Annotated in this window: 12 protein-coding genes and 3 tRNA genes; 4 read left to right on the forward strand and 11 right to left on the reverse strand. The window is 59.8% G+C overall.

Going from position 1 to position 13,731, the window contains the following annotated elements; all coding sequences use genetic code 11:
• Positions 1 to 931 (forward strand): MarR family transcriptional regulator (locus Q352_RS21360; RefSeq protein ID WP_051528998.1); only part of this gene is annotated, 931 nt, incomplete at its 5' end.
• A gap of 95 nt (positions 932 to 1,026) precedes the next feature.
• Here the strand turns inward: Q352_RS21360 and Q352_RS0114945 are convergent.
• The 4 genes from Q352_RS0114945 to smpB all read right to left on the reverse strand — a co-directional run bounded on the left by Q352_RS0114945 (position 1,027) and on the right by smpB (position 6,426).
• A complete protein-coding gene (locus Q352_RS0114945) occupies positions 1,027 to 2,793 on the reverse strand; it encodes a hypothetical protein (protein ID WP_028500039.1) in 1,767 nt (588 codons plus the stop codon).
• A complete protein-coding gene (locus Q352_RS0114950; protein WP_028500040.1) occupies positions 2,786 to 4,006 on the reverse strand; it encodes a tyrosine-type recombinase/integrase in 1,221 nt (406 codons plus the stop codon). Before Q352_RS0114950 ends, Q352_RS0114945 begins: the two co-directional genes overlap by 8 nt.
• 304 nt (positions 4,007 to 4,310) lie before the next feature.
• A complete protein-coding gene (guaA, locus tag Q352_RS0114955) occupies positions 4,311 to 5,888 on the reverse strand; it encodes a glutamine-hydrolyzing GMP synthase (protein ID WP_028500041.1) in 1,578 nt (525 codons plus the stop codon).
• Between the two features lie 88 nt (positions 5,889 to 5,976).
• Entirely contained in the window at positions 5,977 to 6,426 is a 450-nt protein-coding gene (gene smpB / locus Q352_RS0114960; protein WP_028500042.1) for an SsrA-binding protein SmpB, read from the reverse strand.
• Between the two features lie 148 nt (positions 6,427 to 6,574).
• Here smpB and Q352_RS0114965 point away from each other — a divergent pair, with 148 nt between their 5' ends.
• On the forward strand, positions 6,575 to 7,012 hold the full coding sequence (locus Q352_RS0114965; protein ID WP_028500043.1) for a type II toxin-antitoxin system RatA family toxin: 438 nt from the start codon (positions 6,575 to 6,577) through the stop codon (positions 7,010 to 7,012).
• Entirely contained in the window at positions 6,999 to 7,316 is a 318-nt protein-coding gene (locus tag Q352_RS0114970; RefSeq protein ID WP_028500044.1) for an RnfH family protein, read from the forward strand. Before Q352_RS0114965 ends, Q352_RS0114970 begins: the two co-directional genes overlap by 14 nt.
• Before the next feature lie 16 nt (positions 7,317 to 7,332).
• Here Q352_RS0114970 and Q352_RS23775 read toward each other — a convergent pair whose 3' ends face one another.
• The 7 genes from Q352_RS23775 to Q352_RS0115005 all read right to left on the reverse strand — a co-directional run bounded on the left by Q352_RS23775 (position 7,333) and on the right by Q352_RS0115005 (position 12,743).
• Entirely contained in the window at positions 7,333 to 9,144 is a 1,812-nt protein-coding gene (locus Q352_RS23775; RefSeq protein ID WP_244879589.1) for a methyl-accepting chemotaxis protein, read from the reverse strand.
• Positions 9,105 to 9,180 (reverse strand) — tRNA-Ala (locus tag Q352_RS0114980). The genes Q352_RS23775 and Q352_RS0114980 overlap by 40 nt, the downstream gene beginning before the upstream one ends.
• Before the next feature lie 162 nt (positions 9,181 to 9,342).
• A complete protein-coding gene (arfB, locus tag Q352_RS0114985; RefSeq protein ID WP_028500046.1) occupies positions 9,343 to 9,741 on the reverse strand; it encodes an alternative ribosome rescue aminoacyl-tRNA hydrolase ArfB in 399 nt (132 codons plus the stop codon).
• Entirely contained in the window at positions 9,726 to 10,358 is a 633-nt protein-coding gene (locus Q352_RS0114990) for a 3'-5' exonuclease (protein WP_028500047.1), read from the reverse strand. The genes arfB and Q352_RS0114990 overlap by 16 nt, the downstream gene beginning before the upstream one ends.
• Before the next feature lie 219 nt (positions 10,359 to 10,577).
• Complete coding sequence (locus Q352_RS22440; protein WP_084300245.1) at positions 10,578 to 12,212, reverse strand: methyl-accepting chemotaxis protein; 1,635 nt, start codon at positions 12,210 to 12,212, stop codon at positions 10,578 to 10,580.
• Between the two features lie 330 nt (positions 12,213 to 12,542).
• Positions 12,543 to 12,618 (reverse strand) — tRNA-Glu (locus Q352_RS0115000).
• Between the two features lie 49 nt (positions 12,619 to 12,667).
• Positions 12,668 to 12,743 (reverse strand) — tRNA-Ala (locus Q352_RS0115005).
• A gap of 164 nt (positions 12,744 to 12,907) precedes the next feature.
• Here Q352_RS0115005 and hpnC point away from each other — a divergent pair.
• Entirely contained in the window at positions 12,908 to 13,720 is an 813-nt protein-coding gene (hpnC, locus tag Q352_RS0115010; protein ID WP_028500048.1) for a squalene synthase HpnC, read from the forward strand.
• Positions 13,721 to 13,731: the final 11 nt, after the last annotated feature.

Raw genomic sequence — 13,731 nt, forward strand, 5'->3', positions numbered from 1 at the left:
GGGGAGTTCGGTCTTCGGCATGGTGTCCACCAAAAAGAGGTGGACACTAAGCAGGACTGAACATGGCCTCAAGATGGGTTGCCCGGGCGCTTACATTGATCCCGCCGTAGCTGCCTACATGAACGCCCTCCCCGCATGCTATTCGGGCTTCGTCCCCGGCGTCGGGGTGGGAATGGACTTCAGCGAAACAATTCGACTGGTCGGATTTGATACGATGGTTCGCCTGCAACGAAAGTTACTGCGCCATTTCATCAAGACAGTGGACAGACAGGATTCAAGGGATCAACGCTTTGTTGCAACCGTCGAATCGCTAACCAGCCTGGTTTGGGACTGCGCGTGCAAACGCCCGAAAAAATCGACCACCATAACTGGCGTCAATCTAAACGCGCAACGTAAACACGGCTTTTGCGAACTATGCGGAGAGCTGACCGAGTTTACCGACTTCATGGCAACGGTCGCTGACGAGCAAGTCAATGACATAGAACTGCAAGACCGCAAGAAACTCGAACTCAGCCACCAGTACTGCGCCAGGCATAGACCCATCTTGGCGAATGGCAGCCGGAACCCCGCTTATAGGCAAGCAAAGCGATCCCTCGCGCAATTCAACCTCGAACTTGACCGGCTCAACCGTCAGTGCGCGAAGCGTGCCTCGCCGCAAGCCGCCTCTGGCGACCTGCTGGTGGATCGCTACTTCTACCACCTCATGTTGAGCCAGAGCATACAGTCAGCCGACAAAGGAGAGCTGCGCAACCAGGCGCGCTTGATGGTGGACTCAAAGCTATCAGGCCGCAAAAAGCAAATACTGATACTCCAGTGGGATGGACTCAATCAGTCGGAGATAGCGCGAAAACTGGGCATCGAACGTCAGGCAGTATCGAAAGCACTGAAATCATTAGCCTCGACGCCCCGAATGCTCCAACTGAAGGAGTAAAACGCCAAGGAAAATTTTAGCGGCTAAAATTTACCGAGTCAGAATTGGCCTTAAATACTCTGCTGAGCATCGAGCTATGCTGCATTCGCATCTGCTCACAGATTTTCCTTTTCCCCGAAGAGCAACTTACCGATCCACCATACGGAGTACCCGACATTGTGAATCAGTTGCTCTCCTTGGCGTAGGTAAGATCGACTCTCGTCAATCCCAACGAGTTTCAAGGCATCGCCAATCTTTGAGCTCGTCGGATGCGCGTCACCTACTCTCAAGTCATAAGCGCCGACGATGGGACCAAACACTTGACGGGCCCTCTCTTCCCCTACTTGCTTCACCAACACGTCCTGAAGGAGTTTATTGGAGCCAAGCTTATCTTTCTCTGCATGGGACGATAGCTTGCGTAGTTCGCGAACGTTAAGGCGATCCGAAAGAACTCGGATTATCTCTTTTGCAAGTCGCAGCAACGAAGCCTGGTCTCTGCAGTGGAACCGCGATACCTGCTGCATCGCAGAGTCGTCATCAATTTGATGATTGAACAGATTGACTCCGAACCTGCTCTCAAATCCCTTCTCTAGCATTCGCATGCTCACGAAAAGAAACTCTTCCACCGCATGCGTGGAGGCCGGCTGGGTCTTGACTTGCGAAGCCAACAACTCTCCAGAAACCTTACCGTCTGGTGGCACATTGTGCGCAGCCCATACATGCTGCTCCCAAGCTGCGAGGCGAGCAATGTCGTAAGCGTAGATGGTTAACAAGTCGGCCGAATTGATTCCAAAATGAGTGGAGTAGCCAGATTTAGAGACGATTGCGCCCGTCTCTGCGGTGTACCATTTTAAGGCGTACCCGCGACGGCCAATAAGGTCTGTTACTACACTCGGGCGAAACCATAGCCATCGGCCAACATCCTCAGAGTCAAGCGTCGAAGACGCCACACGTGTTCCATCCGTCTCAACTATGAAATATGGCAGGGATTGATCCGTGTCGCCACGGACCCTCACACTCTGGGCTCGGTGATCAATCCATTCATCCTTCCAGAACTCACTTTCTACACGGATTCCTTTGGGGCCTACTCGGACACCTTCTGACTGTTCAGACTCTGTGTTGTCATCCCTCTCCGGGCCCAAAACCGGTGCGTCCTCTTCCTCATCAATGTCGGTTCTCCAGACGCGGAACGACGCCCAGCTTCCGCCATAAACGTCATTGAGGCTGCGCATGAGGAGTTCGAAGCGACCGTGATCTCTCTCGCTTCCATGATTTACAAGCCCCTCGTAATTGCTCCCTTCAACTGTGGCAACATTCTCAACGCGTTGCCGGTAGTAGGACAGCCTTAGCGCGAGCCCCCGGGCGGCAAGATAGTCAATAAGGAACTCTCGCTTGATCTCGATCAGCCTATGCCGGCCATCGCCGTCGAGAACCTCACGGGCGACTACCACAAAATCTTCTTCAGGCCTAACCCAAGTATGGCCCTCCTTAATCAAACGGAGCGCAACGACAAGGTCAGGATTCAGTATCCAATTTGTTCCGCCAATAACAGGTTGGTCATGTACGAAAATCAACTCGACCCCGATGGGCTCTTTGTCGTTGTACTGGTACTGGTCTATCGGAGAGTAGTAGCCGTCCTTATAGGCATATGGGCGAGCGCTATGACCAATTCCCAGGTCGCTCCAACTCAACTTTTCTGCGTCCTCTCGGTGCTGCGGAGGGAATGCGACTGATCCACATCCAAAGAACTCACTAATATAGCCAACTTCCGTAACCTGCGCTTGGCCTTGCTTGTCATCTTGAGATGCACGTAGCGGCACCCAAGTTGCATTAGCAAAGGATCGACGTGTCTCACGTACTTGAAGAATCCAATCCTTATCCATTCGTCGCCCCTCCTAAATGAACACGTCCAACAGTCCACTCGTCGATCACGTCCGCCCAGTCCTGCAACATCGCCGCCCGCTGTTCGCGGTACTCAGCCTTGTTGTAGACCGCCCTTACTCCCTTCTGCTCGTGTGCTAAGCACTTCTCGATCCAGTCGGTGTTGTAGCCAGCCTCATGCAGCAGCGTGCTGGCTGTGCGCCGGAGATCATGCGGCCCGAACTTGGCAAGTGACCTCCCATCTTTCTGTGCCGCCCTATATGTCAACGTCATCACCTGGTTGAGTGTGGCACTGCTCATTGGTGCATCCGAGTCATACCGTGATGGCAAAACGAAGTCAGAACCACCGGCAAAAGTTTTCAGGGCAATGAAAATATCCAGTGCCTGCCGGGACAGGAATACCAGATGCGGGTTACGGCGCTTCATCCGCTCCTTCGGAATCGTCCACAGCGCTTCGCTGAAATTGATCTCGCTCCAGGTCGCATTGGTCAGCTCGCTTTTGCGCACCATCGTCAGTAATAGCAGCTTGGCCGCCGCACGGTTTGTTGGGCTTGTACCCACTCGCGCCATGTACTGGTACATCAGCCCGATTTCTTCTGGCGTCAACGCTCGGTCACGCGGCTCGAATCGAGCAATGCTTGTTGGGCGCACCAGTTCCGCCGGGTTCTCGACCTTCTGCCCACGCTCAATAGCCCACCGAAAAACCTGAAGCACGATTTCACGCACATGAACTGCGGTCGCCGGTGCTCCTCGCTCGACGATGGCATCAGTCAGCGCCCGCAAGTCCTCATGGGTGATCTCCACCAGTTTCTGATTGCTGAATTTCGGCTTCAGCTCGCGCTCATAGACCGAACGACGCATGTCGCGGGTGGAGTCGGCCATCTGGTAGCCACATAGCCACTTTTCAGCCCAGGCACCGAACGTCTCTGCATCTTTGATCCGCGCCTTGTCACGCGCCTTCTCCTTGGCTGGAGACTTGCCCGCCGCAACCATCTTCTTGGCGTCACCCAGCAGCTCACGGGCTTCGGCCAAGGTGATGCCGCCAACGCCGTAGCGACCAAAGGTGATGGTCTCCTGCCGACCGTTGATTGAGTAGTTGTAACGGAACGACACCGCCCCGGCTGGCGTGACGGCCACATACAGACCTTCCCGGTCATTCACCTTGTAGAGCTTGCCCGTAGGTTTGAGATTACGCAGCTTGGTATCGGTCAGCATGTACCTTGTCCTTCTTTGTTTTCGATACCATGCTGAAAAAGCATAAAATTTGTTGTGTTTTTTCTATAAAAACAATGTGTTATTAAAATTCAATACCATGAAGGAACAAGAAAACACAGCATGGTATCGGCATTAATCATGGCATCGTCAGCCGATAGTACCAGCTTTAATGCCATGCTCAAACGGTGCTTGACGCTTCCTTCTATTGCCAGGCCATGCCAGACACAAATACAAAAAAGCCCGCAATTACGCGGGCTTGGCGGCTTTCTATGCCATCAGGTGCCTGGCCGTGCCAGACGCGGGATCATTCCCACTCGATCGTCGCCGGCGGCTTGCCGCTCACGTCATACACCACCCGGTTGATGCCGCGCACCTCATTGATGATGCGGTTCGACACCCGGCCGAGCAGGCTGTACGGCAGTTCGGCCCAGTGGGCGGTCATGAAGTCGCTGGTGACCACGGCGCGCAGGGCGACCACGTAGTCGTAGGTGCGGCCGTCGCCCATCACGCCGACCGACTTGACCGGCAGGAACACGGCAAAGGCCTGGCTGGTCAGGTCATACCAGGTCTTGCCGCTGGCCGGGTCGATGGTGTTGCGCAGTTCTTCGATAAAGATCGCGTCAGCGCGGCGCAGCAGGTCGGCGAATTCCATTTTGACTTCGCCGAGGATGCGCACGCCAAGGCCCGGGCCCGGGAACGGGTGGCGGTAGACCATGTCGTGCGGCAGGCCGAGCTCGATGCCGAGCTGGCGGACTTCATCCTTGAACAGTTCGCGCAGCGGTTCCAGCAGCTTGAGGTTCAGCGTTTCCGGCAGGCCACCGACGTTGTGGTGGCTCTTGATGGTGTGCGCCTTCTTGGTCTTGGCGCCGGCCGATTCGATCACGTCCGGGTAGATGGTGCCCTGGGCGAGCCAGCGGGCGTTGGTCAGCTTCTTCGACTCGTCCTGGAACACTTCGACGAATTCGGCGCCGATGATCTTGCGCTTCTTCTCCGGGTCGGTTTCGCCTGCGAGCTTGCCCATGAAGGCGGTGCTGGCGTCGACCTGGATCACCTTCACGCCGAGGTTCTTCGCGAACATGTCCATCACCATCTGGCCTTCGTTCTGGCGCAGCAGGCCATGGTCGACGAACACGCAGGTCAGCTGGTCGCCGATGGCGCGGTGGATCAGCGCGGCGGCCACCGAGCTGTCGACGCCGCCGGACAGGCCGAGGATGACTTCCTCGCTGCCGACCTGGGCGCGGATCTTCTTCACCGCTTCGTCGATGTAGTTCGGCATGGTCCACGACGGTTGCGCGCCGGCAATGTGCAGCACGAAGCGGTGGATCATCTCGGTGCCGCGCCGGGTGTGGGTGACTTCCGGGTGGAACTGCACGCCGTAGAAGTGGCGGGCCTCGTCGGCCATGCCGGCGATCGGGCAGGACGGGGTTTCGGCGATGACCTTGAAGCCGTCCGGCAGCGCGACGACCTTGTCCCCATGGCTCATCCACACGTCGAGCAGGCCGTGGCCGGCGTCGTTGGCGCGGTCCTGCAGGCCTTCCAGCAGTTTGGAGTGGCCGCGGGCGCGGATTTCGGCGTAGCCGAATTCACGCATGTGGCCGGCGTCGACCTTGCCGCCCAGCGACTGGGCCATCCACTGCATGCCGTAGCAGATGCCGAGCACCGGCACGCCGAGATCGAACAGCGCCGGATCGGCGAGGTATTCGGATTCGTACACCGAGTTCGGGCCGCCGGACAGGATGATGGCCTTCGGCGCGAACGCGCGGATGTCGGCGATCGGCATGTCGTACGGGTGCAGTTCGCAGTAGACGTGGGCTTCGCGCACGCGGCGGGCGATCAGTTGGGCGACTTGCGAGCCGAAGTCGAGGATGAGGATCTTGTCCATGGCGTTCCCTGGCTGTCTTAATGGCAAAGGCCGCGCACGGCGCGGCCGGAATATTCGGATTGTGGGCAGTGGCGCGGCACGGGGCGCGTCACTTGCGGTTTTCTTTCATATAGCGCTGCTTCTCGCGTTCCGCTTCCCGTTCCTTGGTGCTCTCGCGCTTGTCGTGCTGCTTCTTGCCCTTGGCCAGGCCGATTTCCAGCTTGATCCAGCCCTGCTTGTAGTGCAGGTTCAGCGGCGCAATGGTGTAGCCGGCGCGTTCGACCTTGCCGATCAGCTTGTCGGTCTCGCGGCGGGACAGCAGCAGCTTGCGGCGGCGTACCGGGTCGGGAGTGATGTGGGTACTGGCGGTAGGCAGGGCAGAGATGTGCGCGCCGATCAGCCAGAATGCGCCGTTGATCAGTACGACATAGCCTTCCTTGATCTGCGCGCGACCGGCGCGGATCGACTTGACTTCCCATCCCTCAAGCACGAGGCCGGCCTCGAAGCGTTCTTCGATGAAGTAGTCGTGCAACGCCTTTCTGTTTTCGATGATGCTCATAGCGGGCTCCGTGAAGCCGGCTATTGTAGCAAAATCCGGCCCCGGGCCGAAATCCGCCTTGATTCAACAGCTTGATCCTGGTCCGCGCGGGGCGTGCCGGCCGGTTTATAATGCGCGACTGTCCACACCGGCCCCTTCTTCCTCTTACATGCCCGTCATCGAAAAAACCGTCCTGGTGGCGCACTCTCCGGCCCAAATGTTCAATCTGGTCAACGACGTGCCACGCTATCCGAAATTCCTGCCCTGGTGCTCGCATGCCGAGGTCGTCGAGTCCGGCAATGGCGAGATGGTGGCCAGCCTGCATATCGACTATCTGCGCATCCGGCAGCATTTCACCACCCGCAACCGGCTGGTCGACAACGAGCGCATCGACATGGATCTGGTCGATGGCCCGTTCAAGCACCTGTCGGGGGGCTGGCGCTTCCAGCCGCTGGGCGATATCGGCTGCAAGATCGTGTTCGAGCTCAGCTATGATTTTTCCAGCAAGCTGCTGGAGAAGGTGATCGGGCCGGTGTTCAGCCGCATCATGACGTCGCTGGTCGACGCCTTTATCCGGGAAGCGGACAAGCTGTATGGCGACGACTGAATCCTTCGACGTCGAGGTCGCCTATGCGCGGCCGGAGCGGCAGGTGATCATCCGGCTGAAGGTCGCCGCCGGCACCACGGCCGGGCAGGCGGTGCGCCAGTCCGGCATCCTTGAGCAGTTCGACGATATCGACCCGGCGCAGATGGCGCTTGGCATCTTCTCCAGAGCGATCAGCGAAGAGACCGTGCTGCGCGAACATGACCGGGTCGAGATCTATCGCCCGCTGATTGCCGACCCGAAGGCGGTGCGTCGCGCACGCGCCGAGGCCGGCAAGAGCATGAAAAAGGGCGGGAGCGGCGAGTAGTCCCGCCGCCCGCCGGTCACACCCGGTACTGGGCGACGATGGCCAGCAGTGCAGTGCCATCCTGATTCAGGCTGGTGCTGACATTGGCCGTTTCCATGGCGCCGGCGTGGCTTTCCTCCGCCAGACTGGCGATTCTTTCGACTTCGATGGCGATGCCGTTGCTGGCAATGTGCTGTTCGCGCATCGCTTCGGAAATCTCGCTGATCCGGTCGACCACCGTGCTGGCGCCAGCCAGGATCTTTCCGATCGCTTCATCGGCCGACCGGGCGTGAGCCACTCCGGCGATGACTTCTTCCTCCGTGCGCTGAATGGCCGCCACCGTCTCGACCGCCTCGCCCTGGACATGGGTGATGGTGGCCGAAATCTGCTGGGTCGATTCTGCTGTCCGTTCGGCCAGTTTCCTGATCTCGTCCGCCACGACGGCAAACCCCCGTCCCCGCTCGCCGGCACGGGCGGCTTCAATCGCCGCATTCAGCGCCAGCAGATTGGTCTGGTCGGCGATGTCCTTGATGATGGTGACGATGGCGCTGACATCGGACAGCTGCGCGGACAGGGGCGCCACCTGGGTCGAGCTGCGGGCCGCCTGGTCGGCAATGCAGTGGACTTTGTTTATGGTGTCGGCAATTGCCGTGCTGCCACTCTCGGCCAGCTCCCTTGATGTCTGCGCCGCGCGCAGCGCGTCGCCGGACTGCTCGGCGACATGGGCAATGCTCACCGTCATCTGCTCGATCGCTGCCGCCATCTCCACCGTGGAGCGGGTCACCCGGTCCGATGTTGCCGACAGCGCGCAGGCGCGGCTGTCGAGTGTCTCCGAGCCATGGCCGACGCGGTTGCCGATCATGACCAGCCGGCCCAGGCTGTGCTGGAGACTGGCCAGCAGATCATTCAGTGCCAGTGCCGTCTTGCCGGTTTCATCCCGCCGTTCGCCCTCGAAGCGATGGGTGAAATCGTAGTGGTCACTGACATGGACGCTGTCACGCTGCAGCCGGAGCAGGGGGCGGACAATGCTGCGCGACAGCAGAACGCAGGCCAGGGTCAGCAACAGACCGCTGCCGAGGCTGATGACCAGGGTGCCGGTTGTCATCAGCGACAGGGTGTTCTCCGTCAGGGCATTCTGGCGTCGCGCTTCCCCATTGTTGAATTCAGTCAGGGCATCAATGGCCTGATACACATTGCTGGCTGCCTGCGACGGGCGGCTGGCGCCGGCAAGGTAGGCATGAAGCCGGGTTTCATCGCTGCTGTCCAGCAGTTTTCCGGTCGAATCGAGCCAGAGACCCAGTCTGGTTTTCAGCTCCTGAAACAGGCGCTGGTCTTCGTCCAGAATTTCAGCCGGATCCAGTTTGAGGGCTTCTTCATAGCCGGCAAGCGCGGTGTCGATTTCACTGCGCTTGTTGATGAATTGCTGGCGCAGATCCGCTCGTGCAGCCGGATCGGAGGCGGCATATAAAACCAGACTGCGGCGCGCCTCGGAAAATTCCATCTGGATTGCCGGTACCCGGGACAGGGTCGGGATCACATTACCGGTAATGTTTTCCACGCTGATTCTCGCCCGGGACATCAAATACAGGGAGACCGATATCTGAATGGCGAAAACGGCAATAATGGATAGACTCAGAATAACGAGCTTGTGCGCTATTTTCACGATTTGCTCCAGGCTCTCACGGGGATGCCAGTTAACGGCGCATGGTATCTGGACCCAAGTGCTAGTATCCGGAGCAAAAGATGTTGTCGGCGGTGCGGCGACGAACGAAAAAACGGCAGCGTTTCCGCTGCCGTTTTCTCTGATCCTGGTGGAGGTAAGCGGGATCGAACCGCTGACCTCTTGCATGCCATGCAAGCGCTCTCCCAGCTGAGCTATACCCCCGTTTCTTCGGCGACAATCGGCGGACTGCGCTGAAGAGGACGCAACTTTGCCATAGTGATTCGTACTGCGCAAGCCCCCTGTCACAAGAAATCTGGCGGCCATGGCCGGCAAAGCGGATAAGGGAATGAAACAGAAAGGGTTTTTCCTTTGGCCCTGATGCAACTATTCGGCGGGTTTTCCCCGCAGACGCTTCACCTCTGCGCGCTTGCCTTTCGATTCCAGCCGTCGTTTCACCGAACCATGGGTCGGTCGGGTCGCCTTGCGCGCCTTGACCGGCACGCACACGCTGGCGATCAGCTGGCGCAGGCGCTCCAGTGCATCGGCGCGATTCTTGTCCTGGCTGCGATAGCGCTGCCCCTTGATGACGATCACGCCATCCTTGGCGATGCGCTGGTCGTGCAGGGCCAGCAGTGCTTCCTTGACCGCATCCGGCAGTGAAGACGCGCGGATATCGAAGCGCAGGTGGACCGCGCTCGACACCTTGTTCACATTCTGGCCGCCGGCGCCCTGCGCACGGATGGCGCTGAATTCGACTTCGAGTTCGTTCAGCGTGACCGGCATGGTGCGGACTTTCCCGGTTGCTGGCGCAGGAATTCGCCGACCCGGGCCTTTGGCACGCGCTGCAGCGCGCACAGCAGCGAATGGGTCGGTGCCGCGACGCGATGGCGGGTCTGCAACTGGTCAAGCAGATAGGTGGTCAGATTGGCTGCCATTGCCGCATCGGCCAGTGCCCGGTGCGCCTGTCCGGTGACGGGCAGTTGCGCCCAGGCGGTCAGGTTGCCGAGCTTGTGGTTCGGCGCGTCCGGCAGCAGCCGGCGCGACAGCAGCATCGAACAGGCGAATGCCTGCCGGCGGGCCAGGCCGATGCGTGCCAGTTCGGCATCCCAGAATTTCTGGTCGAAGGCGGCATTGTGGGCAACCAGCGGCGTGTCGCCGACGAAGGCGGCGACCTCGCGCATCACCTGCGCCGCCGGCGGTGCTTCGCGCAGCATGCGGGTGGAGATGCCGGTCAGCGCCTCGATAAACGGCGGCACGCTGACGCCGGCGTTCATCAGGCTCTGGTAGCGGGCAACGATGTGGCCATCTTCGACCAGCACGGCGGCGATTTCGGTCGCGCGTCCCTGCTGGCCGGGAGAGATACCGGTGGTTTCGAAGTCGATGACGGCAATGGGTTCCAACGGAAAGACCTGCTGATAGGGTGGAATCGGGAAAGACACGCAGTGTAAGGCCTGGCGCCGCAGGCTGCAGGACACGGGCGGAAAAAAGCCGCCCGGCAAGGGGCGGCCCGGACTGTCCGTCAACGCCGCCCACGAAGAATGGACGAGCGCAGCGGGGGGCGGAAGAGGCTGGCTTCAATCCGGCAGACTGCCGTGCCCCCGACTGACAGCAGTCTGCTGTCAGATTTTGAAAATGCTGACGCTGTCGTCCAGTGTCTTCGACAGCGTGGCAATGGCCGCACTGTGTTCGGTCATGCTTTCCATGGCCGCCGTGGTCTGTTCGGTCATGGCCACCATCTGTTCCATGTGGCGCTCGATCTCGCCGCTGGCGACTTTCTGCTCCTGTGCCTGATTGGCGATATGGTCGATATCGGCATTGGCATGTTCGGCACTGCTGGCACTGGCGCGGAACAGGGTGGCGACGTGTTCCATCTTTTCCACGCTGGCCTGCAGGGCATCCAGCCCCTGACGCACGACCTCGCTGAGGGCGGCGGACTTGTCGCCGAGTTGCCGGTTGACCGCATCGATCTCCGAGGCCGACGTGGCGGACTTCTCCGCCAGCAGCCGGACCTCGTCGGCGACCACGGCAAAACCGCGCCCGGCCTCGCCGGCACGCGCCGCCTCGATGGCGGCATTCAGCGCCAGCAGATTGGTCTGGTCGGCAATGTCGCGCACATCGCCGGTCATCTGGGTGATGGAAGCCGAGCTGTTGACGAAGTCGTCGACCGCCGTGGCCAGATTGCGGATCAGCGACTGCATCGACACCATTGCCTGCTCAAGCTGGCCCATCTGCATGACGCCCTGGCGGCTGTCGTCGAGATTGGCGGTGGCATTCTGGCGCAGGGCGGCTACGGCATCGCTGACCAGACTGATGCTGACCGACAGCTGTTCCACCGCGGCGGCGGAGGCGCTGGCCGAGCCCGACTGCGACTTGCAGGCCTCGTGGACCTGCTGTGCCGCCGTGGCCAGTTCCTCGCTCATGGTGCTGGCATCATCGACCCCCTGACGGACGCTGCCGACGGTCTGGCGCAACTGGATGATCATGCGCTGCATCGCAGCCTGCAGGCGGCCGAGTTCGCCGCCATGGGTGATGTCGACCTGATGGTCGAGCCGGCCGGCGGCCACGGCGTCGGCAGCATCGACGGCCTGGCCCAGCGGCAGGGTGATGGAACGGGTCAGTACCCAGGCCAGCAGGATGCCGAGGCTGAGCGTGATCAGGGTCACGACCAGCAGGATCATGTGATTGGTCTGCATCAGCGCCAGAATCTGTTCGCTGTCTTCGGTATTGGAATCGAACTCGATATTCAGCAGCGCATTGACGGCCGCTTGCAGACGTTCATGACTGGCGCTCATCGGCCCGTCCTGTTGCTGCTGGGTGGCGGCGGCATCCCTGGCTGCAATCAGGCGCAGGGTCTTGTCGGCTTCGGTATTGAAGTCGTTGTACGCGGAAAGCATCTTGCTTAATGCTTCGCGTTCGCTCGGCATGCTGTCGGCACTGTCGATATTGGCTCGCAGACGGGACAGATTCTGCTGGATCTGCTGACGCTGTTCTGCCACGGTATTGCCGATGACACTGGCGTCCATTCTCTGCTCGGCCTGATTGATGGCGCGCAGAATATCGTTGCCGTGTTGCTGCAGGGAATTCAATTCATGAATGTTCAGGCCGGAGATTTCCACGATGGATGTGACTTCGGCCTGCATCGCGCGCTGTTGTTGCCAGATACTGAAAGAGAGCAAGAGCTGAAACAGTAAAACCAGTGCAAAGCCCAATATCAGGCGGGTCCGAATACTCGTCATCCGGAAAAATTGCAACATGAGGAAGCTCCTGCATTATAGGTATATAGAAAAGTGAGGACGTAGGGCTCGCTCTATTTGTTCTTGTTTTGTCAGCGTGAAAGCTGCTGCCGGGATGATAGGTTATATGAGCATTCGGCCATATCGAAATGGGGTCCGATTTTTATATGACCGGATCGACATGCCTGCGAGTGTTAATCCAGTCTTATCCGACGGGAAAATAAATGATGAATCAGAGACCTGATTTTATGGATTGCAGACGCCGGGTCGTGCCGGGGCAGGGGGGGGGCGAAAACGACAGGCAAAGAAAAAGCGGCTGCTTGATGGCAAGCAGCCGCTTTTTCCTGATGCTGGCGTCCCCACGGGGAGTCGAACCCCGGTCGTCGCCGTGAAAGGGCGGTGTCCTAGGCCTCTAGACGATGGGGACATCTTCCGGATCGTCGCAACACTGAACCGTTGCGATACCGCGAAACCGTTGGTGGAGGTAAGCGGGATCGAACCGCTGACCTCTTGCATGCCATGCAAGCGCTCTCCCAGCTGAGCTATACCCCCACGAATCCGACACAATCTGCAGCGCGGTTGGGCCGGCGCTGCGTCGAAGTGGGGCGCATATTATTGATCGGCTTTCAGCCTGTCAACACTTTTCCGTCGTTCCCGTCTTGGGCCGGGCTGGCTGGGCTATACTTTGCGGCTTTGAGACCAGACGGGACGGGACAGTGGGCGTCGGACATTACGAGAATTTTCCGGTAGGTTCCATTCTGTTGCCGCGCCGGATCCGCCGTGCCGTGCACGCCATTTACCGCTTTGCGCGCAGTGCCGACGACATTGCCGACGAAGGGGATGCCAGTGCCGGCGAGCGGCTGGCCGCGCTGGCGGTCTGCCGGGCCCGGCTGCACGAGATCGAGGCCGGCCAGACGCCCGGCGACGCGCTGTATGCCGAACTGGCGCGGGAAATCCGCCGGCACGCGCTGCCGATGCAACCGTTCCATGACCTGCTGGACGCATTCGAACAGGACGTGACGGTCACCCGCTACGAGACGTTTGGCGATCTGGTGTCGTACTGCCGCAAGTCGGCCAATCCGGTCGGCCGGCTGATGCTGCAGCTGATGGGCGAGCACGATGCGCGCCGGGTGGCGATGAGCGACGGCATCTGTACTGCGCTGCAACTGATCAACTTCCTGCAGGACGTGGCGCTGGACTGGAAAAAGGGCCGGGTCTACCTGCCGCAGGACGCCCTGCGGCGCTACCGCATCGACGAGGCACAGATCGGCCGCGCCGACACCGGCGGCCTGTGGGGCGCCATGATGCGCGATCAGATCCAGCGCGCGCGCGGCATGCTGGCAGCCGGGGCGCCGCTGGCGCAGCAGATGAGAGGCCGCTTCGGCTTCGAACTGCGGATGATCGTCATGGGTGGCGAACGCATCCTGTACAAGATTCATCAGGTTGACGGCGATGTCTTCCGTCAGCGGCCGGTGCTGGATAGTCGCGACTGGGCCTATATGGTCTGGCGGGCACTGAGAAAAAAATAAGACAGCCGCAG

The sequence above is a fragment of the Microvirgula aerodenitrificans DSM 15089 genome (assembly GCF_000620105.1).
In the GTDB taxonomy this organism is placed as follows: domain Bacteria; phylum Pseudomonadota; class Gammaproteobacteria; order Burkholderiales; family Aquaspirillaceae; genus Microvirgula; species Microvirgula aerodenitrificans.